General features: G+C 66.7%; 28 protein-coding genes. 19 read left to right on the forward strand and 9 right to left on the reverse strand.

The features are described 5' to 3' along the window. Positions 1-13 precede the first annotated feature (13 nt). Both ACPVPU_RS02620 and hemE read right to left on the reverse strand, forming a co-directional pair. Positions 14-469: a CopD family protein gene (locus tag ACPVPU_RS02620; RefSeq protein WP_448659366.1), complete on the reverse strand. Its 456-nt coding sequence runs from the start codon at positions 467-469 to the stop codon at positions 14-16. After that, a complete protein-coding gene (hemE, locus tag ACPVPU_RS02625) occupies positions 469-1,527 on the reverse strand; it encodes a uroporphyrinogen decarboxylase (RefSeq protein WP_448659367.1) in 1,059 nt (352 codons plus the stop codon). The genes ACPVPU_RS02620 and hemE overlap by 1 nt, the downstream gene beginning before the upstream one ends. Positions 1,528-1,819: 292 nt before the next feature. Here hemE and ACPVPU_RS02630 point away from each other — a divergent pair, with 292 nt between their 5' ends. The 11 genes from ACPVPU_RS02630 to ACPVPU_RS02680 all read left to right on the forward strand — a co-directional run bounded on the left by ACPVPU_RS02630 (position 1,820) and on the right by ACPVPU_RS02680 (position 8,664). After that, positions 1,820-2,632 (forward strand): pyruvate, water dikinase regulatory protein, encoded by an 813-nt coding sequence (locus ACPVPU_RS02630; RefSeq protein WP_448659368.1) that lies wholly within the window; start codon positions 1,820-1,822, stop codon positions 2,630-2,632. Next, positions 2,629-3,225: a Maf family protein gene (locus ACPVPU_RS02635; protein WP_448659369.1), complete on the forward strand. Its 597-nt coding sequence runs from the start codon at positions 2,629-2,631 to the stop codon at positions 3,223-3,225. The genes ACPVPU_RS02630 and ACPVPU_RS02635 overlap by 4 nt, the downstream gene beginning before the upstream one ends. Continuing rightward, positions 3,222-4,031 carry a shikimate dehydrogenase gene (gene aroE, locus ACPVPU_RS02640; RefSeq protein WP_448659370.1) on the forward strand — a complete coding sequence of 270 codons (810 nt, stop codon included), beginning with the start codon at positions 3,222-3,224 and terminating at the stop codon, positions 4,029-4,031. The genes ACPVPU_RS02635 and aroE overlap by 4 nt, the downstream gene beginning before the upstream one ends. Beyond that, complete coding sequence (gene coaE / locus ACPVPU_RS02645) at positions 4,028-4,657, forward strand: dephospho-CoA kinase (protein ID WP_448659371.1); 630 nt, start codon at positions 4,028-4,030, stop codon at positions 4,655-4,657. The genes aroE and coaE overlap by 4 nt, the downstream gene beginning before the upstream one ends. Further along, on the forward strand, positions 4,654-5,346 hold the full coding sequence (dnaQ, locus tag ACPVPU_RS02650; RefSeq protein ID WP_448659372.1) for a DNA polymerase III subunit epsilon: 693 nt from the start codon (positions 4,654-4,656) through the stop codon (positions 5,344-5,346). The genes coaE and dnaQ overlap by 4 nt, the downstream gene beginning before the upstream one ends. 58 nt (positions 5,347-5,404) lie before the next feature. Next, positions 5,405-5,998 carry a ribosome hibernation-promoting factor, HPF/YfiA family gene (hpf, locus tag ACPVPU_RS02655; protein ID WP_448659373.1) on the forward strand — a complete coding sequence of 198 codons (594 nt, stop codon included), beginning with the start codon at positions 5,405-5,407 and terminating at the stop codon, positions 5,996-5,998. 14 nt (positions 5,999-6,012) lie between these two features. Continuing rightward, the gene (locus ACPVPU_RS02660) at positions 6,013-6,480 is read left to right on the forward strand and encodes a PTS sugar transporter subunit IIA (RefSeq protein WP_448659375.1); all 468 of its coding nucleotides are present in this window, start codon (positions 6,013-6,015) and stop codon (positions 6,478-6,480) included. Continuing rightward, complete coding sequence (locus ACPVPU_RS02665) at positions 6,470-6,946, forward strand: PaaI family thioesterase (protein WP_448659376.1); 477 nt, start codon at positions 6,470-6,472, stop codon at positions 6,944-6,946. Before ACPVPU_RS02660 ends, ACPVPU_RS02665 begins: the two co-directional genes overlap by 11 nt. A 3-nt stretch (positions 6,947-6,949) precedes the next feature. Continuing rightward, positions 6,950-7,285 carry a DUF1491 family protein gene (locus tag ACPVPU_RS02670; RefSeq protein WP_448659377.1) on the forward strand — a complete coding sequence of 112 codons (336 nt, stop codon included), beginning with the start codon at positions 6,950-6,952 and terminating at the stop codon, positions 7,283-7,285. Positions 7,286-7,450: 165 nt separating this feature from the next. Continuing rightward, on the forward strand, positions 7,451-8,110 hold the full coding sequence (locus ACPVPU_RS02675; RefSeq protein ID WP_448659378.1) for a cell wall hydrolase: 660 nt from the start codon (positions 7,451-7,453) through the stop codon (positions 8,108-8,110). A 50-nt stretch (positions 8,111-8,160) separates the two neighbouring features. After that, positions 8,161-8,664, forward strand: a complete 504-nt coding sequence (locus ACPVPU_RS02680) for an MmcB family DNA repair protein (protein ID WP_448659379.1) — start codon at positions 8,161-8,163, stop codon at positions 8,662-8,664. Between the two features lie 15 nt (positions 8,665-8,679). On the opposite strand, the gene ACPVPU_RS02685 is transcribed toward ACPVPU_RS02680, so the two are convergent. Then, positions 8,680-9,291, reverse strand: a complete 612-nt coding sequence (locus ACPVPU_RS02685) for an ankyrin repeat domain-containing protein (protein ID WP_448659380.1) — start codon at positions 9,289-9,291, stop codon at positions 8,680-8,682. A gap of 86 nt (positions 9,292-9,377) precedes the next feature. Here ACPVPU_RS02685 and ACPVPU_RS02690 point away from each other — a divergent pair, with 86 nt between their 5' ends. Genes ACPVPU_RS02690 through ACPVPU_RS02700 form a run of 3 tightly spaced genes read left to right on the forward strand, consistent with a single transcriptional unit; the run spans position 9,378 to position 11,049 of the window. Next, the gene (locus tag ACPVPU_RS02690; protein WP_448659381.1) at positions 9,378-9,944 is read left to right on the forward strand and encodes an SCO family protein; all 567 of its coding nucleotides are present in this window, start codon (positions 9,378-9,380) and stop codon (positions 9,942-9,944) included. Further along, complete coding sequence (locus ACPVPU_RS02695) at positions 9,932-10,378, forward strand: YcgN family cysteine cluster protein (protein WP_448659382.1); 447 nt, start codon at positions 9,932-9,934, stop codon at positions 10,376-10,378. Before ACPVPU_RS02690 ends, ACPVPU_RS02695 begins: the two co-directional genes overlap by 13 nt. Positions 10,379-10,425: 47 nt before the next feature. Continuing rightward, positions 10,426-11,049, forward strand: a complete 624-nt coding sequence (locus ACPVPU_RS02700; RefSeq protein ID WP_448659383.1) for a M48 family metallopeptidase — start codon at positions 10,426-10,428, stop codon at positions 11,047-11,049. Between the two features lie 6 nt (positions 11,050-11,055). On the opposite strand, the gene ACPVPU_RS02705 is transcribed toward ACPVPU_RS02700, so the two are convergent. Further along, entirely contained in the window at positions 11,056-13,188 is a 2,133-nt protein-coding gene (locus ACPVPU_RS02705; protein WP_448659384.1) for a PBP1A family penicillin-binding protein, read from the reverse strand. Positions 13,189-13,251: 63 nt separating this feature from the next. Next, entirely contained in the window at positions 13,252-13,653 is a 402-nt protein-coding gene (gene msrB / locus ACPVPU_RS02710) for a peptide-methionine (R)-S-oxide reductase MsrB (RefSeq protein WP_448659386.1), read from the reverse strand. A gap of 83 nt (positions 13,654-13,736) precedes the next feature. On the opposite strand from msrB, the gene ACPVPU_RS02715 reads away from it, so the two are divergent. After that, positions 13,737-14,057 carry an antibiotic biosynthesis monooxygenase gene (locus ACPVPU_RS02715; RefSeq protein WP_448659387.1) on the forward strand — a complete coding sequence of 107 codons (321 nt, stop codon included), beginning with the start codon at positions 13,737-13,739 and terminating at the stop codon, positions 14,055-14,057. After that, a complete protein-coding gene (locus ACPVPU_RS02720) occupies positions 14,054-15,334 on the forward strand; it encodes an MFS transporter (RefSeq protein ID WP_448659388.1) in 1,281 nt (426 codons plus the stop codon). The genes ACPVPU_RS02715 and ACPVPU_RS02720 overlap by 4 nt, the downstream gene beginning before the upstream one ends. A gap of 4 nt (positions 15,335-15,338) precedes the next feature. Here ACPVPU_RS02720 and ACPVPU_RS02725 read toward each other — a convergent pair whose 3' ends face one another. Then, positions 15,339-17,627 (reverse strand): CDC48 family AAA ATPase, encoded by a 2,289-nt coding sequence (locus ACPVPU_RS02725; RefSeq protein ID WP_448659389.1) that lies wholly within the window; start codon positions 17,625-17,627, stop codon positions 15,339-15,341. A 322-nt stretch (positions 17,628-17,949) separates the two neighbouring features. Here ACPVPU_RS02725 and ACPVPU_RS02730 point away from each other — a divergent pair, with 322 nt between their 5' ends. Beyond that, positions 17,950-18,834 carry a LysR substrate-binding domain-containing protein gene (locus tag ACPVPU_RS02730; protein WP_448659390.1) on the forward strand — a complete coding sequence of 295 codons (885 nt, stop codon included), beginning with the start codon at positions 17,950-17,952 and terminating at the stop codon, positions 18,832-18,834. Between the two features lie 60 nt (positions 18,835-18,894). Here the strand turns inward: ACPVPU_RS02730 and ACPVPU_RS02735 are convergent, their stop codons facing one another. After that, entirely contained in the window at positions 18,895-19,350 is a 456-nt protein-coding gene (locus tag ACPVPU_RS02735) for a peptidylprolyl isomerase (RefSeq protein ID WP_448660394.1), read from the reverse strand. Between the two features lie 194 nt (positions 19,351-19,544). On the opposite strand from ACPVPU_RS02735, the gene mgtE reads away from it, so the two are divergent. Then, positions 19,545-20,954: a magnesium transporter gene (mgtE, locus tag ACPVPU_RS02740; protein WP_448659392.1), complete on the forward strand. Its 1,410-nt coding sequence runs from the start codon at positions 19,545-19,547 to the stop codon at positions 20,952-20,954. 32 nt (positions 20,955-20,986) lie between these two features. Further along, positions 20,987-21,391, forward strand: a complete 405-nt coding sequence (locus ACPVPU_RS02745; protein WP_448659393.1) for a DUF1489 family protein — start codon at positions 20,987-20,989, stop codon at positions 21,389-21,391. 13 nt (positions 21,392-21,404) lie between these two features. Here ACPVPU_RS02745 and msrA read toward each other — a convergent pair whose 3' ends face one another. Together msrA and ACPVPU_RS02755 are read right to left on the reverse strand one after the other, a co-directional pair. Then, complete coding sequence (msrA, locus tag ACPVPU_RS02750) at positions 21,405-22,007, reverse strand: peptide-methionine (S)-S-oxide reductase MsrA (RefSeq protein ID WP_448660395.1); 603 nt, start codon at positions 22,005-22,007, stop codon at positions 21,405-21,407. A 125-nt stretch (positions 22,008-22,132) separates the two neighbouring features. Beyond that, complete coding sequence (locus tag ACPVPU_RS02755) at positions 22,133-22,279, reverse strand: hypothetical protein (RefSeq protein ID WP_448659394.1); 147 nt, start codon at positions 22,277-22,279, stop codon at positions 22,133-22,135. Positions 22,280-22,430: the final 151 nt, after the last annotated feature.

The following is a 22,430-nucleotide window of genomic DNA, read 5'->3' on the forward strand; positions in this document are numbered from 1 at the left end:
GGCCGACCCCTTGTCAAAAGGGCTGAACAATCGCCAGCACCACGATCAGCGTCACGGCCAGCGCCGGCACCTCGTTCAGCATCCGCAACTGCCGGGGCTTGAGCCACGCCCGTCCTCGCCCAAGCCCCTTGGCATAGGCAACGGCCCAGCCATGATAGCCAGACAACAGAACGACGATCAGCAGCTTGGCATGAAGCCAGCCCAGCCCCGGCTGACCGTCGAACAAGCCCAGATGCACCGCCAGCACCATGCCCAGCACCCAGACCAGGATCAGGCTGGGCGTCAGGATCATCTTGCGCAGCTTGGCCTCGCGCTCGATCCAGCGCGGCGGCTCGGCCGGATCGCCCAGCCCTTCCTGGTGGTGCACCAGATAGCGGGGCAGGATGAACAGCCCGGCCATCCAGAAGATGACGAAGATCAGATGCGCCGCCTTCACCCAAGGATAAGCGAGGCCCAGGAAACCAGTCATTACGCGCGTCCCTTGCCCAGCATCGCCAGCGCCTGTTCGACATGGGCGATGGGGGTATCCTGCTGGATGCCATGGCCCAGGTTGAAGACATGGGGCCGCCCGGCCAGCATGTCGATGGTGCGCCGTACGGCGTCCGCCAGCACCTGTCCCCCGGCGATCAGCGCCAGCGGGTCGAGATTGCCCTGAACCGGCATCTGCGGCGGCAGCGATACCATCGCCCATGCCGGATCGACGGTTTCATCCAGCCCGACCGCATCGACGCCGGTTTCGCGGGCATAGGCGGGCAGCTTGCCGCCCGCGCCCTTGGGAAAGCCGATGATCGGGGTGTCGGGATGGATCGCCTTCAATCCGGCCACGATCCGCGCATTGGGGGCGATCACCCACCGTTCGAACTGATCGGGGCTGAGCGATCCGGCCCAGCTGTCGAACAGCTGCACCGCCTCGACCCCGGCATCGATCTGTTTGGCCAGATAGGCGATGGTCATCGCCTCGATCCGCTCGATCAGCGCCTGCATCAGGCCGGGGTCCAGATAGGCCAGACGGCGCGCCTCGGCCTGTTCGCGGCTGCCCTGTCCGGCGATCATGTAGGTGGCGACCGTCCAGGGACTGCCGGCGAAACCCAGAAAGGTGGTGGACGGATCCAGCGCCGCCCGGACGCCGCGACAGGTGGCATAGACCGGATCGAGCGCGGCCGGATCGGGGATCAGCGCGTCCAGCGTCGCCCCATCGGTGATCGTTGGGGCCAGCCGTGGCCCCTCGCCCGTTTCGAACCACAGCTTCTGTCCCATGGCCATCGGCACGACCAGAATGTCGGAAAACAGGATCGCCCCGTCGAACCCGAACCGGCGGATCGGCTGCAACGTGATTTCGATTGCCGCCTCCGGATCCATGGCCAGCGCCAGGAAGCCCCCCTTTTCCGCGCGCAGGGCACGATATTCGGGCAGATAGCGACCGGCTTGCCGCATGAACCACACCGGCGGAGGATCACGGCGCTCGCCGCGCAATACGGCAAGCAGCGGCTTGTCGGTCAGGGGATCGGACAGGGCAGGCTCTCCCATCTATAAAAGAAAAAGAATTGAATCTGGATGTTGTTATGGTTGGTCGGTGGACAAGGCGGAATTAGCCGGTCGTGCCGGAAATGCCAACAGCTTGACCTCCGGCAATCGCACGAATGCGGCGATTCACGGGCGTCGTCCACACCGTCCACAGTCTGTGGATGACGCCGTCCACCTGTCGATGCCGGTGTGAACAACGTCCCGTTCGTCCACAGCGGCTTGGCGCTTGGCCGGGCGGCGCGGTTGCGCTAGCGCTTGTCCGCCATCTTATCCACAGGAGCGTCGACACCCGGCCATGCAGCTGCATCTCCACCTGCTCTCCGATTCCACCGGCGAGACGCTGGAGAACATCGCCAAGGCCGCGCTGGCCCAGTTCGACGATGTGGAAACCATCCGCCATTTCTGGCCGATGGTGCGGTCCGAAACCCATCTGGAACGCATCCTTCAGGAAATCGCCCAGAAGCCGGGTCTGGTCCTGTTCACCCTGGTCAACCGCGATATCCGCCGGATGCTGGAGACGCGGTGCATGGCGCTCGGCCTGCCGCTCGTGGCCCCCTTGGATGCGGTCAACGACGCGCTGACCAGCCTGCTCGGTCAGGAGATGAAGGCGCGGCCGGGCCGCCAGCACGCGCTCGATGCCGCCTATTTCGCCCGGGTCGATGCGATCCAGTGGACCATCGCTCATGACGACGGGATCGGATGGGAGGATTGGGAGGATGCCGATATCCTGCTGGCCGGGGTATCGCGGTCGTCCAAGACGCCGACCAGCATCTATCTGGCCAATCGGGGCTACAAGACCGCCAATATCCCGATCGTTGTCGAAAGCCCCCCGCCCCCGGCGCTCTATACCCTGCATCGCCCCATGGTCGTCGGACTGACGACCAGTGCCGAACGGTTGATCCAGGTGCGGCGCAACCGGTTGCTCTCGCTTAATCAGGCTCCGGAAACCGCCTATGTCGACCAGGAGGCGGTTTCCCGCGAGGTGGCCTATGCTCGGCGGATGTTCGCCGATCATGGCTGGCCGGTGATCGACGTCACTCGCCGGTCGATCGAGGAGACGGCGGCAGCGATCATCACTTTGTATCAGGAACGCGGAGGTCCCGCATGACGCTGGTGCTCGCATCGACCAGCGCCTCGCGTCGCGCCATGCTGACCGACGCCGGCGTCCCGCACGAGGCGCTGGCCAGTGGTGTGGACGAGGAACCGGTCAAGGCCGCGCTGCTGGCCGATAGCGCCCCGCCCCGCGACATCGCCGATGCGCTGGCTCAGTTGAAGGCGGTAAAGGTCAGCAGCATGGTCCCTCCCGCCCTGGTGCTGGGGGCGGATTCGATCGTCGTCACCGCCGATGGCGCGGTGCTGGATAAACCGGAAAGCCGGGATCAGGCGGCGGAGCATCTGCGGATGCTGTCGGGCACGACCCATGATCTGTGGTCGGCTGCGGTGATCGCGGAGGGCGGCCGACCCGTCTGGCGGCACGTCGATCGCGCCCGGTTGACCGTCCGTCCGCTGTCCGAAGCCTTTATCCAGTTCTATCTGGACGGGGAATGGCCCGCCATTTCGGGCTGTGTCGGCTGTTACCGGATGGAGGGGCCGGGGGTTCAGTTGTTCTCGCGCGTCCAGGGCAGCCATTTTACCATCCTGGGGATGCCGATGCTCAATATCCTGGATTATCTGCGGGTTCGCGGGGTGCTGCCGTCATGACCGTCTTTGCTGAGGTGATCGGCGATCCCATCGCGCATTCCAAATCGCCGCTGATCCATAAATTCTGGATTCAAGCGCTCGGGCTGGATGCGGATTATCGAGCGGTCCATGTTCGCCCCGAACATCTGTCGGAGTATGTTCCGGTTGCATTGACCGATGAGGGATGGCGTGGATGCAACGTCACGATCCCGCACAAGGTCGAGATCATGGGCTTTGTCGACGACCCCGGCAATGTCCGCGGAACCATCGGCGCGATGAACACCATCCTGCGCCAGCCGGACGGCAGCGTGATCGGCACCAATACCGATGCGGCGGGATTCTATGCCCCCATCGCCGATTTCGACCTGGAGGGTGCGCCCGTCGCCGTCATCGGCGCGGGCGGTGCGGCGCGGGCGGTGCTCTATGCCCTAAAACAGGCGGGCGTGGGCGAAGTGACGATCCTCAACCGCTCGCCGCTGAAGGCGATGGGCCTATTGTCGATCTTCGGGCTCAAGGGACAGGTGCTGCCACTGGATGCCGCCATTCCCCCGGTCGCGTTGCTGGTCAATGCGTCTTCGCTGGGCATGACCGGCCAGCCGCCGCTTGACCTCGACCTGTCCGCCCTCCCCGACGATGCGCTGGTCTATGACGCAGTCTATGCGCCCTTGGAAACCGGGCTGCTAGCAGCAGCGCGCGCACGGGAGCTGGAAACGGTCGACGGGCTGGAAATGCTGGTTGGCCAGGCGGCGATCGCGTTCGAATTGTTCTTCGGCGTTTCCCCGCCGCGCGACCGCGATGCGGAACTGCGGGCCCTGCTGACCGCATGATGCCGCCGCGTCGGCCCGGTCCGCTGATCCTGGGCCTGACCGGATCGATCGGCATGGGCAAATCGACCGTCGCTCAGATGTTCCGCGACGAAGGCGTGCCGGTATTCGATGCCGATGCCACCGTTCACGCACTGCAGGGGCCGGGCGGCGAGCTGATCGGTGCGATCGAGGCGGCATTTCCCGGCACGACCGGCCCCGGCGGCGTGGATCGTACCGCGCTGGCCGCGCGCGTGCTGGGCGACGATGCGGCGATGGCCAGGCTGGAAGCGATCGTCCATCCCGCCGTTGCTGCGGCACGATCGGCGTTCTTGGGCGAGCATGAAGATGCCCCGCTGGTGGTGCTCGACATCCCCCTGCTGTTCGAAACCGGTGGCGACGCTCGAGTCGACCGGGTGGTGGTCGTGTCCGCTGCCGAGTCGGTGCAAAAGGCGCGCGTGCTGGCCCGACCGGGCATGACGCCGGTGAAACTGGCGGCGATCCTGGCCCGGCAACTGCCGGATGCCGAAAAACGGGCGCACGCCGATCATGTCATCGCCACCGATACCCCGCTGAACGATACCCGCGCCGCAATTCGCGCCCTGATCGCTTGCCTGTCGCCGCCGACGGGTGGATACTGCGCAGGATGAGGGAAATCATCTTCGACACCGAAACCACCGGGCTCAGCTTTGCCAATGGCGACCGGTTGGTGGAAATCGGCTGTATCGAAATGATCAACCGGGTCGAAACGGGCCGGGTCTTTCACGCCTATATCAACCCCCAGCAACCCATGCCGGCGGCGGCACAGGCGGTGCACGGCCTGTCCGATGCCTTTCTGTCGGACAAGCCCCTTTTCGAACAGGTGGTCGACGAACTGCTGGCGTTCATCGATGGCGATGCGCCGCTGGTGGCGCATAATGCCATGTTCGATTTCGGTTTTCTGAACGGCGAACTGACGCGCAGCGGCCGTGCCGCCATTTCGCTGGACCGGATGGTCGATACCCAGGCGATCGCGCGCGTGCGCCATCCGGGTGCCAAGCACAGCCTGGATGCCTTGTGCGCCCGGTACGGCATCGACCAGAGCCGCCGCACCTTTCACGGCGCGCTGCTCGATGCGCAATTGCTGGCCCAGGTCTATGTCGAGCTGACCGGCGGGCGCCAGATCGGGTTGGGCCTGGTCGCGGAACCGGCATCGACCGAACGGGTTCCGGGTACCACCGCCGCGCCCCGGGTGCGGCCGCCCCGTCCATTCGCGCCTTCTGAGGAGGAGCTGGCGCGCCATCGGCGGTTCATTGCCGAACTCACCTCGCCCTTGTGGGGCGAGCAACTTCAATCCTAGCCGCCAGCCGGTCGGGCTTCGCCCCGGCCTGTGACGGCGAAACTCGTTGGAGAATGCCATGGAAATCCGCGTTTCGGGCCATCAGGTCGATACCGGCGCCGCGCTGAAGGAACATGTCGCGACCCGGTTGCAGGGGATCGCCGACAAGTATTTCTCGCGCGCGCTGTCGGCACAGGTCACGTTCGGCCGCGGGCCGCACGACAATGGCTTCACCTGCGACGTGGTCGCCCATGTGATGCAGGGCCTGATCCTGAAGGCGTCGAATACCGGCATGGAAGCGCACGGCGCGTTCGATGGCGCGGCCGACAAGATCGAAAAGCAGCTGCGCCGCTATATGCGCCGGTTGAAGGATCGCCACGCCGATCACGCGATCGCCGCGGCCGAGACCTTCGCCTATGACAATGCAGGCTATACGGTGTTCAGCCCGCCGGTCGACGAACCGGAGGACCAGCTGGAGGCGGCCGATGCGCCGCTGATCATTGCCGAAACCCGGGTCGACGTGCCCGATGCCAGCGTGTCCGATGCGGTGATGATGCTGGATTTGCGCAATACCAACGCATTGCTGTTCAAGAATGTCGGCACGGGCGCGTTCAACATGGTCTATCGCCGCCATGACGGGACCATCGGCTGGGTCGAGCCGAACCGTGCCTGATCGGCTGGTTTGACATGCAGCGTCTGTCCGATCTGATCGATCCCGGTGCCATCCACGCCGGGATCGACGTGCGCAGTCGAAAGGCGTTGTTCCAGTTCATCGGGGCGCAGGCCGAACATCAGCTCGGCCTGGATGCGCGGGGCGTCGCCCATGCGCTCAACGAACGGGAAAAGCTGGGTTCGACCGGCTTTGGCGGCGGATTCGCCATGCCCCATGCCCGGCTGGAGGGCCTGTCGCGGGTACATGGGTTCATCGTCCAGCTGGCCGCGCCGATCGATTTCGGCGCGATCGACGACCAGGGGGTCGACCTGATCGTCGCGCTGCTGTCGCCGGATCAGGGCGGCGCGCGGCATCTGAAGGCGCTGGCGCTGGTTTCGCGCACCTTTCGGGACCGCACCGTGCGCGAACAGATGCGCGGTGCCCAGTCGCGCGATGCCATGCTGGCCCTGATCAGCGCAGTCGATTCGCGCGATGCCGCCTGAACCGGTCGCCGGAGCCTCCAGCGGCGCCCAGGCGCATTTCCGCGCGCTGGAATCGCTCTATGCGACAGCGCCGATCAACCGGCTGTTCCTGTCGCGGCTGGAGATCCCGGAACTCGGACTGGCACGGATCCATTTCGAACTGGACGAACGATATTACCATGCCGCCGGGGCGGCGCACGGGACCAGTTATTTCAAGATGCTGGACGACGCTGCTTTCTATGCCGCGAACAGCCGGGTCAGCGACCGGTTCCTGCTGACCACCAGCTTCAACCTGTTCTTCACTCGTCCGCTGCGCCAGGGACCGGTGATCGCAGAGGGCCGCTGGATCAGCGGCGAGCGCCGGGTGTTCGTTGCCGATGCCCGGTTGATCGATGCCGATGGCGAGGAAGCGGCGCGGGGCACCGGCACGTTCATGCGTTCCCAGATCGCACTGGCCGGCCTGCCCGGCTATGGCCCGGCACGATAGGGGGTGGCGCGGCTGACCAGCCAGGTCAGGGTGCAGGCATTGCTGCGCCGCGTCCATAATGCCGGCGGATCGGCGATGATTCGAGCGCGCGGCGATGCGACCGCGGGGGCGGTGCTGGTTCTGGCCGCCGAACGCGGCGCTGGCTGGCGCTGCCTGGAAACCGGACTGGACGCGCGCGGCGAAGCGGCGGTCATCCTGACCGGTCCGGCGGATGCGGATGAACCCGCGCTTGAGGCCTATTGGCAGCGCCGCCGGCGAAACGACCCCGATCTTTGGGTGGTGGAGGTGGATATCGCGGACGCGGAACGGTTCGCCGCTGAAACGATCCTGTCGGCTTGACAGCCGGGACGTTGCACTGGATAGGCGCGCGCCACAGAGTTCGCGTTGTGCTGTCCGGGGTGCGATCCCGTCAGTGACGCAGTCGGGGGGTCAGCCCGGTTCCGCTTCAGCCCAGACGGGCCGACCATCGGAACACGCGCGCCAACCGCATAATGTTAGTATGGAATGTCCGTTTCTCCCCGCGCCGCTTTCCTGTCGGCGCTGATCGGTGGCGCAGCATTGTTGAGCGGCTTGTCCGTTCCGGGTCTGGCCCTCGAACCTGATATTGCCGCCGTATCGGCGGCAAGTGCGGCAGTCGACACGCCGCTGCCCGTCACCAAAGCGGTGACGCCTACCCCGGTGATGGGGCCGCGCGCCGAAATCGTCCAGCCACTGCCGTCAGAGCCGGCGGACCGCGACGAATCGATCGATTACGACACGCTTGCGGCCGCCGTCGCCGATCAGGATGTTCCCCGCGACCTGGACGATCAGCACCGCTGCCTGGCGACCGGCGTGTATTTCGAATCCAAGGGTGAGCCCCTGTCCGGCCAGCTGGCGGTGGCAAAGGTGATCCTGAACCGCACCAAGTCCGGCCGGTTCCCGACCGATGTCTGCGACGTGCTGACCCAGCGGGGCCAGTTTTCGTTCGTGCGGGGTGGTCGGCTGCCGACCGTCAATGCCGACAGCCGCGCCTGGCGGACCGCCGTTGCGGTCGCCCGCGTCGCGCTGGACGGGCATTGGGACAATCCGGTGCCCGGCGCGCTCTATTTCCATGCCCGCCATGTGTCGCCCGGATGGCGGCTGGCCCGGCTGGGATCGGTGGGCAACCACGTCTTCTATCGCTGAAGGCGATTCCGCCTCTGGCATCCGTTCCGACTTTGTTCTAATCAACGGGGATGCGTGGCTTATCATCCCCATTGGCCGACACCCCGGTTGCCGATCCAGCATCGGCGGCCGGGGTGGCGCGCGGCGTCACCCGCCTGTTCCTTCAGCATGACCTGATCGCGCTTGGCGAAGTATCGCTGCCCGGCGGGCGGCGGGCCGATCTGATGGCGATCGACGCGCGCGGCGGCATCGTGATCGTCGAGATCAAGGTCAGCCGGGCGGATCTGCTCGGGGACGGCAAATGGCCGGATTATCTGGGCTGTTGCGACCGGTTTTTCTGGGCGGTCCCGGCAGGATTCGATCTGACCCCGCTGAACGCCGAGGCGTTTTTGCCCGAACGGACCGGCGTCATCGTCGCCGATCCCTATGGCGCGGCGATCGTCCGGGAGGCGCACAGCGTGCCGTTGGCGGCGCCGACCCGCCGAACCCTGACCCAGGGATTTGCCCGGCGGGCTGCCCGGCGGCTGATCGCGCTTGCTGATCCGGATGCAGCGCCCGTCGAAACGCTGGGCTAGGGACGCGGCCAGGCCTCAACGCGTGGGGCCGGAAACCGCTGCTGCCTTCGGCTTTTCCGTCGCTTCGATCATGCGCAGCATCGCGGGCGTCCGCGTGTCGCGCTTGGCATAATCGCGCGCCGAACTGCCGGACAGGTTGTCGGGCTTGTCGGGATCGGCCCCTGCCGCCAGCAACCGGCGGACCAGGTCGACATTGCGCAGCTGGACCGCGCGGATCAGCGGGGTCTCGCCGCTCTGGTTGCCCTGATTGTAATTGGCCTTGTACCGGGTCAGCACGTCCAGTGCCTCGCCGAAATTCTGTTCGACGGCCAGCATCGCGGCACTATTGCCGTTGCCGTCCTGCAGATTCGCATTGGCGCCATTGGCCAGCAACAGGCGAACGAACAGCAGGTTGCGGGTCTTTACCGCGATGTGCAGCCCGCCCTCGCCCGTGGTGCGGTCGCGGGTGTCGATGATCCGCTGCCCCGGCTCCCCCAGGATCTCGCGCACCTTGTTCAGGTCGCCGTCGCGCACCGCCTCCAGGAACTGATGACCCTTCGAAAATTGCTGCGCGGCCAGTGGCTCGGCCAGCGGCGCGACGCCCCCGGCGGCGGCCAGGGCGATCAGGGCGGGAACGAACAGACGCATCAGGGCAAACTCTTTCACGATGAACCTTGAGTCATGGCTGCTAACAGATCATGGCTGATCGCACCATGAATCAAGCCATTTCACGCATGTTTACGCTGGTGCTGCTGTTGATGGCGGCAGCTTGCGGCGCGCCGGATGCCGCCCCGCCGCTTGAGGGTGCGCGGATCGGCGGCCCGTTTGCGCTGACCGCACCGGACGGGCGTACCGTGCGCGACACCGACTTTGCCGGCAAATACCGTATCGTCTATTTCGGATACACGTTTTGCCCCGATGTCTGCCCGGTGGACATGGCCAATATCGGCCAGGGGGTAAAGCTGTTCGCCCGTCAGGATGCGGGCCGCGCGTCCAGGGTCGTTCCCATATTCATCTCGATCGACCCCGCGCGCGATACGCCGAAGGTTGTGGGCGAATTTGTGGAAAACTTCGGGGACAACGTCGTCGGCCTGACCGGGACGCCGGATCAGATCGCCGCCGTCGCCAAATCCTATGCCGCGGTCTATTCGCGGGAGGGCGGCACCGATCCCGAAAATTATCTGATGAGCCATACCAACATCGCCTATCTGATGGATCCGGACGGCAAGCCGGTTGCCCTGCTGCCGGCCGAAAAATCGGGTCAGGCGGTGGCCGACGAGCTGGCGAAATGGGTGAAGTGACCGCCACCCGTTTCTGGGAGGACACCCCCCTGGACCAGCTTGACCGCGCGCAATGGGAAATGCTGTGCGACGGATGCGGCAAATGCTGCCTGCACAAGCTGGAGGATGAGGATAGCGGCGCGGTCTATCCCACCAATGTCGCCTGCAAGCTCCTCGATCGCCGCCAGGGACAGTGCACCGATTACCGCAATCGCCGGGCCTATGTTCCCGAATGCGTCCGGCTGTCCGCCGCCAATGTCCGCGACATCGAATGGCTGCCGCGCACCTGCGCCTATCGGTTGCGCGCGGCCGGAGAGCCGCTGCCCCAGTGGCATTACCTTGTCTGCGGTGATCGGGAGGCGGTGCACCGGGCGGGTGAATCGACGCGGGGCTGGACGGTATCCGAACTCGATATCGGCGATCTGGAAAATCATCTGGTCGAGCGCGAGCTGTGACGGCCGCCCCTGCCATCCAGGTTCGCCGGCATCCGCGGGCGCGCCGGATGAAGCTGGCGGTCGATCCGGTCAGCGGCGTGGTGACGCTCACCCTGCCGCCCCGCGCGCCGTTGCAGCCCGCGCTCGATTGGGCCAGCGGGCACCGGGAATGGATCGCTGCGCAACGTGCCCGGATCGAAGCGGCAACGGTGATCGCGGATGGCAGCGTGCTGATGGTGGAGGGACAGGCCGTGACTGTCCGGCGCGATCCGGGCGCGCGCGGTCTGCCCCGGCTGGACGGGGATGTGCTGGCCTGTCCTGGGCCGCCCGAGCGGCTGGGCGCGGCAGTGCTGCGCTGGCTGCGCGCGACGGCGCTCGACCGGCTGAGCGCGGATACGGCGGACTATGCGGCAACGGCTGGCGTCCGCGTCACCGGGGTCGGCATCGGTGATCCCCGCCGCCGCTGGGGCAGCTGCGGGGCCAGCGGCTCGATCCGTTACAGCTGGCGACTGGTGATGGCACCCGTCGAGGTGCGGCGCGCCGTTGCCGCGCATGAAGTTGCCCACCGGGTGCACATGAACCACGGCCCGGCCTTTCATGCGCTCTGGGCCGATCTGTACGGCGCCGATCCCGCGCCGTCGATGGCATGGCTGAAACGCCATGGCCGCACGCTTCACCGCGTTATCGGCTGAACCGCCTCATTCCTCGCCCGTCGGCGGCCGGCTGGTCGGGCGCACCACGGGTGGCGGCTCGCGATATCGGGGCGACGGGGCGGGCACCGGCGTCGCCTGGGGCTGGCGGGTGGGCCGCTCATCGCCATTGCCGCGCGTCGCCCGTTCGAGGAACTCGTCGAAGCTCTCGTCGCCAGCCGGCCCCGGCGGCCGGGCGGCGGGATCCTGTCCGGGATAGGCGGGACCGTCGCCGGGGGGCAGGGGGTTGCCGTCCTCGTCCACGAACGCGCCATTGTCCGGCGATCCGTAATAGGATTCGTCGTCCGGTTCGGTCTGCCATTCGGGCAGGGTCACTTCGGTGGAAAAGGGGACGACGGGGCGGCTGGCCACTGCCGGTTTCATGAACGCGGCAAAAGCGCGGGCTGGCGCGGTGCCGCCCTGCAATCCGCCGACGGCCCGGGCATCGTCGCGGCCCATCCAGACGCCCGTCGTCAGGCCGCTCGAAAAGCCGAGGAACCACCCGTCCTTGTTCGACGTGGTCGTGCCCGTCTTGCCCGCCACCGGCCGGCCGATCTGCGCCGCCTTGCCGGTGCCGGTGTTCACCGCCGTCTGCAACAGGTCCGTCATCTGCGCCGCGACGAACGGGGCGACCAGCACCCGCGACGTATCCACTTCCTGCGTATAGATGGTGACACCGTTGGCGGTCACCCGGGTGATGCCATAGGGGGAAACCGCGACCCCGTTCTGCGACACGGAGGCAAAGGCGCGGGTCATGTCGATCAGCCGGACATCGGCGGTGCCCAGCACCATGGCCGGCTGGGTATTGATCGGCGTGGTGATGCCGAACCGGCGGGCCATGTCGGCGACGGTGCCGAAACTCACTTCCTGGCCCAGCTTGGCGGCGATGGTATTGAGCGAATAGGCAAAGGCGGTGCGCAGCGACACCTCGCCGACGAAGCGGCCATTGCTGTTGCGCGGGCTCCATCCGTTGATGGTGACGGGTTCGTCCACCACCATGTCGTCGGCCTTGTACCCGGCCTCGAGCGCCGCGAGATAGACGAACAGCTTGAACGCCGATCCCGATTGCCGCTGCGCCTGCGTCGCGCGGTTGTAGATCGAGGTGACGTAATCGGTGCCGCCGACCATCGCCCGCACCGCGCCGTCGGCGTCGATGGAGACCAGCGCACCCTGTGCGCCTGCGGGGACATTGGCATCGATCGCCGCATCGGCGGCGCGCTGCATCGCCGGATCGATCGTGGTCCACACCTCCAGCGGAGCGTCGCGCTCGTCGATCAGGAGTTCCAGCTGCGGCAGCGCCCAGTCGGTGAAGTATCGCACGCTGTTTTCGCGGGGCTGGGGGATCAGCCGGACCTCGCTCGGCACTGTCGCTGCGGCCTGGCCCGCGCTGATCGCGCCGGTTTCCACCATCAGGTCGAGCACCACGCCTGCACGGCCCACCGCCGCTTCGGCGTCGGCGGACGGGGAATAGCGGGACGGCGCCTTGACCAGCCCGGCGATCACCGCCGCCTCGCCCAGGCTCAGTTCGGTCGCCGGATGGCCGAAAAAGCGCCGCGATGCCGCATCGATGCCGTAAGCGCCGCCGCCGAAATAGACCTTGTTCAGATAGAGTTCGAGGATCTGTTCCTTGCTGAACTTGCGCTCCAGCGCCAGCGCCAGCACCATTTCCTGCACCTTGCGGCCGACATCATATTTGTTGGACAGGAAAATCGTCCGCGCCACCTGTTGCGTGATGGTCGACGCCCCCTGCAGCCGGCGGCCATTGCCCCAATTGTCCCAGGCGAACTTGGCGATGCGGGCCAGCGCGACCGGATCGACGCCGGGGTGGCTGTCGAACCGCCGGTCCTCCACCGCGATCATCGCATCGCGCATCACCGCCGGGATCTGATCGTGCGGAATCCATTCGCCATAGCTGGGGCCAAGCGACAGGATGATCGATCCGTCGGCGGCGCGAACCCGGATCATCTGGCCGTTTGGCGACGACTTCAGCGCCTCGTAACTGGGCAGCGAGGCGCGGGCGCTGTAGACCGCGATGGCCAGCGCGATCAGTCCGGCAATGCCGATGGCCGCGCCGATGCCGAGCGTCCAGCCAAGGATCCGCCGCCAGCGGGAAGGGGATGCGGATTTGCTGCGCCTAGCCATGGATGACCCGGTGAATAGGCTCCCCACCGACCGGCGACAAGCGCCGTTTCAGGGGGTTGGCGATCAATCCTCGTCGCGCGGCTGGAAATCCATGGCGACCGAATTGATGCAATAGCGCAGGCCCGTGGGCGGCGGCCCGTCGGGAAACACATGCCCCTGATGCCCGTCGCACCGGGCGCACACCACCTCCACGCGCACCATGCCGTGGCTGGCATCGCGGTGGTTGATCAGCGCGTCCTCGGCAATTGGCTGGGTAAAGCTGGGCCAGCCCGATCCGCTGTCATATTTGTCCGCGCTGTCGAACAGCGCCAGGCCGCATCCGGCGCAGTGATAGGTGCCGTCCGCCTTGTTGTCGGTCAGTGCACCGGCAAAGGCCCGCTCGGTACCGGCGTGGCGCAGCACCTGATAGGCGGCGGGGGACAGGCGTTCGCGCCACTGGTCGTCGGTCAGCATCAGTTTTTCCATGGCCCAAATGTGTGGTGCCGGGCGGGTGACGTCAATCGGCCATGCGACTTGAATTCGGGCGTCGGCGGGTTCATCGCACGACCATGCAGAGCCGCAAGGGCCAGATCGCCGTCATCTTCCTGTCCGAACGGACGGGCGACGATCCGGCGGGCTATGCCGCGGCGGCCGATGCGATGGACCGGCTCGCTGCCCGGCAGCCTGGCTATTGCGGGGTCGATCATCTGTCCGACGGGCAGGGGCGCTCGGTCACGATCAGCTATTGGGCCGATGACGCCGCCGCCATCGCCTGGCGCGATCATCCCGATCATGCAGCGATGCGGGATGCCGGGCGGGATTGCTGGTATCGCGCCTATCGGCTGCACGTCACCCGCGTCGAGCGCAGCTATGGCTGGGACCGGCCATGACCGGGCGGTTCGACCGGGATTTCGCGCTCCTGTTCGCGGTCATGCTGGTGATTGCGGCGGGCAATACCGCGCTGCAATCGGTGCTGCCGGCACTCGGGCGGTCGCTGGGCGTGGCGGACAGTGCGGTCGCGGCGGCCTTTTCGGTGTCGGCGCTGCTCTGGGTCATGGCCGCCCCCTTCTGGGCGCGGCGGGCCGACCGCCAGGGGCGCCGGGCCATGGTGCTGCTCGGCATCTGGGGCTTCACCGCCTCGATCCTTTTGTGCGGCCTGTTCCTGATGGCCGGGATCAATGGCTGGATCGCGCCTGTCACCGCCTTTGTCCTGTTCGTCGGCGGGCGGCTGATCTACGGCATCTTCGGTGCCGCTGCCCCGCCTGCGGTGCAGGCCATCGTCGCTGCCCGCACCAGCCGCGAAGACCGCACCCGCGCGCTGGCGCTCATCGGATCGGCCTTTGGTCTGGGCACGATCATCGGACCGGCGCTGTCGCCCTATCTGGTGCTCGGCTCGGTCGGCGGGGTCCAGCTGGGACTGGCAGGACCGGCTTTCGCCTTTGCGGCGGTCGGCGCTCTGGTAGGGCTGACGGTCATGCGCCTGCTGCCCGCACAGGCCGTGGGCGACCCGGCGGCGAAGGGCGCGGCCAACAGCTATCCCAGCATCGGCGGGCAAAGCTCCGGCGCGGCGGTGACGGCGGCGCTGGCGGATCCGGGCGACGCGGTCGGCTATTTCGATCCGCGCATCCGCATCTGGACGATCATCGGCCTGGTGGCCGGCCATGCGCAGGCAATGGCGGGGCAGGCCATCGGCTTTCTGGTCATCGACCGGCTGGCGCTGGCTCCGGCGGCGGCGCTGGAGCCGACGGGCATCGTGCTGATGATGGGGGCGGGGGCCGCGCTGCTGGTCCAATGGGGCATCATCCCCACGCTGAACCTCGGCCCTCGCCCGCTGGTGGTCTGGGGCAGCCTGCTGGCCGCCATCGGCTGTGCCTGGATCGCGGTGGCGGACGGGCTGTATGCGATCGCCACGGGCTTTGCGGTCGCGTCTATGGGCTTCGGATTCGTCCGCCCCGGTTTCACCGCCGGAGCGTCGCTGGCGGTGGGCGCATCGGCGCAAGGGTCGGTGGCGGGCAAGATCACGTCGATCAACGGCGCCGCCTTCGTCCTCGGCCCGTCGGTCGGGGTGGCGATGTACGAACTGTGGCGGCCGCTCCCCTATGCGGTGGCGGCCGCCGCGCTGATCCTGCTCCTGGCCTACGCGCTCGCCCGGTTCCGCCGGGCCTGATCGTTTAGCCCTTGGGTCCGCGCCCCTCGACCATGCCGGGCGCGATGAAGCCGATGGGCTGGACCGCCATCGCCCCCAGCTTCAGCCGGTCGGACATGGCGCGATATTCCTCCTCCATCTCCTCGGTCACCGAAGCGCGCGACTCGTCGATCGCGGCGTCGAAATGCGCCGCCGTCACGGCCACGGCATCCAGCCGCTCGCGCAGCGCGACCAGCCCGGCCCGCCGCACGACATCCTCCAGATCGGCCCCCGTGTAGCGCGGCGTCCGACGGGCGATGTCGGCCAGGTCGACATCGTCGGCCAGCGGCATCCGTGCCGTCTGGATCGTCAGGATGCGCAATCGCCCCGGCTCGTCGGGCACGCCGACATAGATCAGCTCGTCGAACCGGCCCGGCCGCAACAGGGCGGGGTCGATCATGCCCGGCCGGTTGGTCGCGCCGATCAGCACCACCGACTGCAGATCCTCCAGCCCGTCCATCTCGGCCAGGATCGTGTTGACGACGCGTTCCGTCACCTGCGGCTCGCCCATGCCGCCGCCACGCGCCGGCACGAGCGAATCAAGCTCGTCGATGAAGATGACGCAGGGTGCCACCTGCCGCGCGCGAGCGAACAGCCGGGCAATCTGCTGCTCGCTCTCGCCATACCATTTGCTCAGCAGGTCGGATGACTTGGTGGCGATGAAATTCGCCTCCGCCTCGCGCGCCACGGCCTTGGCGAGCAGCGTCTTGCCGGTGCCGGGCGGGCCATAGAGCAGGAATCCCTTGGCCGGGCGGATGCCCAGCCGCCGGAACGCCATCGGGTCGCGCATCGGCAGCTCGACCCCTTCCTTCAGCCGCATCTGCGCTTCGTCCAGCCCGCCGACATCGTCCCAGCGGACGGTCGGCGCCTGCACCATCACCTCGCGCATCGCGCTGGGCTGCACGCGCTTCAATGCCTCGACGAAATCGCGCCGCTCGACGCACAGGCTGTCCAGCACCTCGGGCGGGATGGTCTGATCGGCCAGGTTCAGGCGCGGCATGATCCGGCGCACCGCCTCGATCGCCGCTTCCCGCGTCAGCGCGGCGATATCGGCGCCGACAAAACCAAATGTCGTGCGGGCAAGCTCGTCCAGGTCGATATCGGTATCCAGGGGCATTCCGCGGGTATGGATCGCAAACACCTCGCGCCGCCCGGCCTCGTCCGGCACGCCGACGATGATCTCGCGGTCGAACCGGCCCGGCCGACGCAGCGCCTCGTCGATCGCATCGGGGCGGTTGGTCGCCGCGATGACCACGACATTGGCCCGCGCCTCCAGCCCGTCCATCAGGGTCAGCAGCTGGGCGACCAGCCGCTTTTCCGCCTCGCCCGATACGCGGTCCCGCTTGGGCGCGATCGAATCGATCTCGTCGATGAACACGATGCTGGGCGACGCCTTGGCCGCTTCCTCGAACACCTGGCGCAACCGGCCTTCCGATTCGCCATAGGCGCTGCCCATGATCTCCGGCCCGTTGATCAGGAAGAATTGCGCGTCCGATTCGTTGGCGACGGCGCGGGCCAGCCGCGTCTTACCCGTGCCCGGCGGCCCGTGCAGCAGCACGCCCCTGGGCGGATCGACGCCAAGCCGCTGGAACAGCTCGGGATAGCGCAGCGGCAGTTCCACCATCTCGCGCAACTGGTCGATGGTCGGGCCCATGCCGCCGATATCGTCATAGGTGACGTCGGCCCGGCGCGCGTCCGCCGGTTCCTCGTAATCGGGGCGCAGCTCGATCTCGGTATCTTGGTCGATATGGACGACGCCGCGCGGCGTGGTGGCGATCACCGACAGGCGGATTTCCTGAAGCGCATAGGCGGGGGCGCGCAGATGCTGCGCAACCTGGGGCGGAATGTCGGACACCCGCTGCTGGCCGACGGTCGCCACAATGTCGCCCTGGCACAGCGGCCGCCCGAAAAAGGTGCGCTTCAGCGCCTGGCTCGATCCCTGCAGCCGCAGATTCTGTTGCGCGGGGGCCAGCACCACCCGGGTCGCGGCCTTGCTCTCGGCCTTGCGGATTTCGACGAAATCACCCGAGCCGACACCGGCATTGGCCCGCTGCAACCCGTCGATGCGCAGGATCGCCAGCCCCTCATCCTCGGGATAGGGATAGACGGCGCGGGCAGGCGTGGTGCGCTTGCCGACGATCTCGATGACATCGCCCTCGCCGATCGCCAGCGTCGCCATCAGCGTGCGCGGCAGATGGGCCAGGCCGCGCCCGCTGTCTTCGGCGCGCGCATGGGCCACCTGCAATCGGTGAACCGGCTTGTCCTCGTCCGCCATGACCGCTGTCTCCTTGTGCCGCCGGGTTGCGATACCGGGCAATCAACGGCCCAAATAGGAAGATCGCACCCCTGGGGCGAGCTTGGCACAAAAAAAAGGCCGACCCAGTGAACGGATCGGCCGAATTAGTTTAGGAGAGGATGCCTGAAAGGCACGACCTGTGTGCGGTGCAGCACGAGATTGTGCAAGTGCGAAATGAACACACATTGTTGCAAAAGTTGCAACACTCACTGTTTTGCATCGTTAATGGGCGGAACAAGCCCGGAAAAAACCCCTGTTTCTGCCTCTTGCCAGCGGCAATGATGCACCGCAATATCGCAGGATGCGCCGCCTGCCCCCCCTCACCGCCATCGAGGCCTTTGTGCAGGTCGCACGGCTCGGCTCGCTAAAGGCGGCGGCAGAGGAATTGTCGCTGTCGTCGCCAGCGCTCAGTCGGCGGGTTCAGGCGCTGGAACGCTTTGTCGGACGCGCGCTGTTCGAACGGCGGCATCAGGCGCTGCGCCTGAACGAAGATGGCGAACGGCTGCTGATCCAGATTGCACCGGCGATCGATCGATTGTCGGATGCGGTGGAATCGATGATCAGCGGCAGTGAGATGATGCGGCTGCGCCTCAACGTCCTGCCGTTGTTCGCGGCCCAGCGGCTGATCCCCAAAATACCGGCATTGCGGGAAAAACATCCCCGGCTGCATCTGGATGTCGATACCGGCGGGCACAGTCTGGCGCGGCTGGGCGATGGCATCGATGCGGCGATCATCTTGGCCCCGATGGTGGAGCCGACCTATTATGCGCGGCGGCTGGACCGCAACAAGGTCTATGCCATCGCCTCGCGCCGCCTGATCGAGGGGAATGCGCCGCTGGTCGATCCCGCCCAGCTGGCCGGTCAGACCGTTCTGGTCCACCGGGACATGCCCGACACCTTCGTTGAATGGTGCAAGGCGGCGGGGCTGGACGAACTGACGCCCATGGCGATCGACCATTTCGATTCGGGGTCGCTGATGCTGGAGGCTGCGGCCCAGGGGATCGGCGTCGCCTTCATGCTGGAAAGCCATTATGCCGATGCGCGCGACGACCGGCTGGTGCGGCTGTTCGATATCGATGTCGACAGTGCGTACAGCTATTGGTTCGTCTGCCGCCCGCGGGCGCTCAACCAGCGGCCGGTGCGCCTGTTCCATGACTGGCTGATCGAAACGCTGGGGACGGTTTAGGCCGATCCCTTGCGTCACCCCGGCATTGAGCCGGGGTGACGTCGGTTTCTGACGATCGCTTCAGCTCGCGCGCGCGGACAGGATCTTGCCGGGCTTCGCCGGCGGCTCGCCCTTGGGCAGCGCGTCGACTGCGTCCATGCCCTCGGTGACTTCGCCCCACACGGTGTACTGCTTGTCCAGGAACGGCAAGTCGGTGAAGCAGATGAAGAACTGGCTGTTCGCGCTGTTCGGCGCGGCGGTGCGGGCCATGGAACAGGTGCCGCGGACGTGCGGCTCGCTGTTGAACTCGGCCTTCAGGTCCGGACGGCTGGAACCGCCGCTGCCCCGGCCGGTCGGGTCGCCGCCCTGCGCCATGAAATCGGCGATCACGCGGTGAAAGACGACGCCATCGTAGAAACCTTCATTGGCCAGCTCGCCGATCTGCTGGACGTGATTGGGTGCCAGGTCGGGACGCAGGCGGATGGTCACCTCGCCGGTGTCCAGTGTCAGCGACAGGGTGGAAAATGGTTCGGACATCATTGGCTCCGCAAAGGGGGATGAAAACAGGAACGCCGCCCCTTACGATGCGCCTGCCCGGCTGGCAAACCATGCCCTGCGCGCCGTGCCCGATCAGGGACAGGCGGTGCGGACAAAGATGCCAGGCGATGATTGGCACCGTGCCATGCAGCGGTTAGGGACGTCAGGGTGCGGCACATGACGGGAGGCGGCCGATGAGCGACACCGAACTGCCCGACACTGCCGAAGGCGAAGGCCGCGAACTGGACGAGGACGACCGGCTGAAACCTGAATTCGTGCGCGCCGTGCTGGACGCGGTCGAGGCCGGGGACACCGAAACCGCCCGCGACCGGGTGGAACCCCTGCACCCCGCCGATATCGCCGACCTGATCGAACTGACCCCGGCCGATCAGCGCGCGGCGCTGGCGTCTGCCATCCACGGCCTGATCGACGGCGACGTGCTTGCCGAGCTGAACGACTGGGTCCGCGACGAACTGATCGAGGCGCTGACCGCGACCCAGGTCGCCGATCTGGCGGCCGAACTCGATACCGACGATGCCGTCGCCATCATCGAGGACATGGCGGAGGCCGACCAGCAGGCGGTGCTGCGCGCGCTCGATCCCGACGACCGGGCCGCCATCGAAGAGGCGTTGTCCTATCCTGAGGAATCCGCCGGCCGGTTGATGCAGCGCGAACTGATCGCGGTGCCCGAACACTGGACGGTCGGCGACGTGCTGGATTTCCTGCGCCAGGACGAGGAACTGACCACCGATTTCTGGGAAGTGTTCGTGGTGGATCCCGCGCATCATCCCGTCGGCACCTGTCACCTTTCCTGGGTCCTGCGCGCGCCGCGCAGCGTGTCGATCGGCGACGTCATGAAGCGCGAACAGACGCTGATCCCCGTCGACATGGATCAGGAGGAGGTCGCGCTTCGTTTCCAGAAATACGGCCTGATCTCTGCCGCCGTGGTCGATGACAATGGGCGGCTGGTCGGCATGATCACCGTCGACGACGTGGTGCACATTATTTCCGAAGAGGCGGGCGAGGATATTCTTCGCCTGTCCGGCGCGGGCGAAGGCGACATCAACGAGCCGGTGATCGAAAGCTATCGGGGCCGCATCCGTTGGCTGCTCGCCAATCTGCTCACCGCCAGCGTCGCATCGGCGGTGATCTATTTCTTCGGCGGCGCCATCGAATCGATGGTCGCGCTCGCTGTGCTGATGCCCATCGTCGCGGGGCTTGGCGGCAATGCGGGGACGCAGACGCTGGCGGTGACCGTGCGCGCGCTGGCGATGAACCAGCTGACGTCATCCAACACCTGGCGTGCGGTGCGGCGCGAAATGTCGATCGCGGTGCTCAACGGCCTGACCGTCGCCGGGGTCAGCGGCGTTGTGGTCGGCACGATTTTCCATGACGCGATGCTGGGGGTCGTCATTGCGCTGGCCATGCTGGGCAACATCGTCATTGCGGGATGTGCCGGGGTGATCGTGCCGCTGACGCTCGACCGGTGGCGGGCCGATCCCGCCATCGCATCGTCGATCTTCGTCACGATGACGACCGATTCGATGGGCTTCCTGGTGTTTCTGGGGCTGGCCAGCCTGTTCCTGCCGCTTGCCGGCGCTTGATCCGCAGGGGGTCGGTTCCCCAGATAACGGCCATGGCCCTCCATCTGACCAAGGTCGCCTTCGGCGCCACCAGCCTTGACCATCTGACCGACCGCCTGAACGCGCGCGGCCCCGGCCCGATCGGGCTGACGACCCGCTATCTGCCCAAGCGGCACGAGGAGATTGCGGGGCAGGGGTCGCTGTTCTGGATCATCAAGCACCAGCTGGTCGCGCGCAATCCGATCCTGGGCTTTGCGGAGGCAGAGGGCGGGCGCGTCGACATCCTGATCGGACTGCCGCTTGTCCGCATCCAGCCCGCGCCGAAACGCGCGCATCAGGGCTGGCGCTATCTGAACGGGGCCGATGCGCCCCCGGACATGGGCGGCGGCAACGCGACCGGGTTGGACGTCATGCCGACCGCGCTGGTCGGCGAACTGGCCGGGCTAGGCCTGATCTGAGTGGCACCAGGCGTTACCGCGCCAGCGACGGGAACCCGGCCTTGAACGCCGCCACCTTGGGCTTGTCCCATCGCACGATATAGCCGTGATTGGGGTTCCGCCGGGCAAAATCCTGATGATAGGCCTCGGCCGGATAGAATTGCCCGCGCTCGATCTTCGTCACGATCGGCCCACTCCACGCCTTGGCCTTGCCCAGCTGCGCGATATAGGCCGCGGCCACCCGCTGTTGCTGCGCATTCTGGGGAAAGATCGCGCTGCGATAGCTCGGGCCGCGATCCGGTCCCTGCCGGTTCAGCTGCGTCGGATCGTGCGCGACCGAGAAATAGACGCGCAGCAGCGTACCATAGCTGACGACGGCGGGATCATAGGTGATGCGGATCGCCTCGGCATGGCCGGTCGTCTCGGTCAGCACCTGATCGTAGGTCGCGGTCGCCTTGGTGCCGCCGGCATAGCCGCTGACCACGTCCTTGACGCCCTTCACCTGCTCGAACACCGCCTCCATGCCCCAGAAGCAGCCGCCGGCCAGTACCGCCGTCTGCAATCCGCCGGCACGCGGCGCATCGGTTGCGGGGACAGGGATCGGCACCGCCTTTTCGGCATGACCGGCGACCGGCATCAGGGTGATGGCGGCAATCGCAGCGCCGCCAAGGGCAAGGGGCAGGGTCCAGCGCATCGTCATTTCTGTCTCCGGCGGATCGGCGGCATCATTGCCCGGCTCGATCCCATCGACAACAGGTTCGGTCAGCGCCCGCTGGTGGTTTCAGCCGCCGCCTGCGGAATCGACGGATCAAGGTCGATTCCCTGCTGGGCACCCAGCACGAGCACGGCGCCCAGCGCAAAGCCCGCGAAAAATCGATGCGTGAACGAACTGGCCAGCAAGCGGCGCATAACTCACCTGTGATCTTTTGTTGGTCCGGTCGGCGGTCGCGCACAATCAGTGCGCATCGGGGCCGGTGATAGGGGACAGATCGTGACTGTCAGATGTATGGGCAAGGGCCGGGCGGCCGCTTTTCCCTATCAACCCTGAAACAATGCGTTT

Source organism: Sphingomonas paludis, from assembly GCF_053502515.1.

Bases quoted from the DNA above. Each gene is read 5' to 3' on its own strand.
- msrB (WP_448659386.1), bottom strand. From the start codon at position 13,653: ATGGAAAAACTGATGCTGACCGACGACCAGTGGCGCGAACGCCTGTCC.
- ACPVPU_RS02675 (WP_448659378.1), top strand. From the start codon at position 7,451: ATGTCCGTTTCTCCCCGCGCCGCTTTCCTGTCGGCGCTGATCGGTGGC.
- ACPVPU_RS02630 (WP_448659368.1), top strand. From the start codon at position 1,820: ATGCAGCTGCATCTCCACCTGCTCTCCGATTCCACCGGCGAGACGCTG.
- ACPVPU_RS02665 (WP_448659376.1), top strand. From the start codon at position 6,470: ATGCCGCCTGAACCGGTCGCCGGAGCCTCCAGCGGCGCCCAGGCGCAT.
- ACPVPU_RS02690 (WP_448659381.1), top strand. From the start codon at position 9,378: ATGTTTACGCTGGTGCTGCTGTTGATGGCGGCAGCTTGCGGCGCGCCG.
- ACPVPU_RS02700 (WP_448659383.1), top strand. From the start codon at position 10,426: ATGAAGCTGGCGGTCGATCCGGTCAGCGGCGTGGTGACGCTCACCCTG.
- ACPVPU_RS02755 (WP_448659394.1), bottom strand. From the start codon at position 22,279: ATGCGCCGCTTGCTGGCCAGTTCGTTCACGCATCGATTTTTCGCGGGC.
- coaE (WP_448659371.1), top strand. From the start codon at position 4,028: ATGATGCCGCCGCGTCGGCCCGGTCCGCTGATCCTGGGCCTGACCGGA.
- ACPVPU_RS02715 (WP_448659387.1), top strand. From the start codon at position 13,737: ATGCAGAGCCGCAAGGGCCAGATCGCCGTCATCTTCCTGTCCGAACGG.
- ACPVPU_RS02695 (WP_448659382.1), top strand. From the start codon at position 9,932: ATGGGTGAAGTGACCGCCACCCGTTTCTGGGAGGACACCCCCCTGGAC.
- dnaQ (WP_448659372.1), top strand. From the start codon at position 4,654: ATGAGGGAAATCATCTTCGACACCGAAACCACCGGGCTCAGCTTTGCC.
- mgtE (WP_448659392.1), top strand. From the start codon at position 19,545: ATGAGCGACACCGAACTGCCCGACACTGCCGAAGGCGAAGGCCGCGAA.
- ACPVPU_RS02735 (WP_448660394.1), bottom strand. From the start codon at position 19,350: ATGTCCGAACCATTTTCCACCCTGTCGCTGACACTGGACACCGGCGAG.
- ACPVPU_RS02660 (WP_448659375.1), top strand. From the start codon at position 6,013: ATGCAGCGTCTGTCCGATCTGATCGATCCCGGTGCCATCCACGCCGGG.
- hemE (WP_448659367.1), bottom strand. From the start codon at position 1,527: ATGGGAGAGCCTGCCCTGTCCGATCCCCTGACCGACAAGCCGCTGCTT.
- ACPVPU_RS02680 (WP_448659379.1), top strand. From the start codon at position 8,161: ATGCGTGGCTTATCATCCCCATTGGCCGACACCCCGGTTGCCGATCCA.
- ACPVPU_RS02745 (WP_448659393.1), top strand. From the start codon at position 20,987: ATGGCCCTCCATCTGACCAAGGTCGCCTTCGGCGCCACCAGCCTTGAC.
- msrA (WP_448660395.1), bottom strand. From the start codon at position 22,007: ATGCCGGTCGCCGGTCATGCCGAAAAGGCGGTGCCGATCCCTGTCCCC.
- ACPVPU_RS02730 (WP_448659390.1), top strand. From the start codon at position 17,950: ATGCGCCGCCTGCCCCCCCTCACCGCCATCGAGGCCTTTGTGCAGGTC.
- ACPVPU_RS02705 (WP_448659384.1), bottom strand. From the start codon at position 13,188: ATGGCTAGGCGCAGCAAATCCGCATCCCCTTCCCGCTGGCGGCGGATC.
- ACPVPU_RS02635 (WP_448659369.1), top strand. From the start codon at position 2,629: ATGACGCTGGTGCTCGCATCGACCAGCGCCTCGCGTCGCGCCATGCTG.
- ACPVPU_RS02720 (WP_448659388.1), top strand. From the start codon at position 14,054: ATGACCGGGCGGTTCGACCGGGATTTCGCGCTCCTGTTCGCGGTCATG.
- hpf (WP_448659373.1), top strand. From the start codon at position 5,405: ATGGAAATCCGCGTTTCGGGCCATCAGGTCGATACCGGCGCCGCGCTG.
- ACPVPU_RS02620 (WP_448659366.1), bottom strand. From the start codon at position 469: ATGACTGGTTTCCTGGGCCTCGCTTATCCTTGGGTGAAGGCGGCGCAT.
- ACPVPU_RS02725 (WP_448659389.1), bottom strand. From the start codon at position 17,627: ATGGCGGACGAGGACAAGCCGGTTCACCGATTGCAGGTGGCCCATGCG.
- aroE (WP_448659370.1), top strand. From the start codon at position 3,222: ATGACCGTCTTTGCTGAGGTGATCGGCGATCCCATCGCGCATTCCAAA.
- ACPVPU_RS02685 (WP_448659380.1), bottom strand. From the start codon at position 9,291: ATGCGTCTGTTCGTTCCCGCCCTGATCGCCCTGGCCGCCGCCGGGGGC.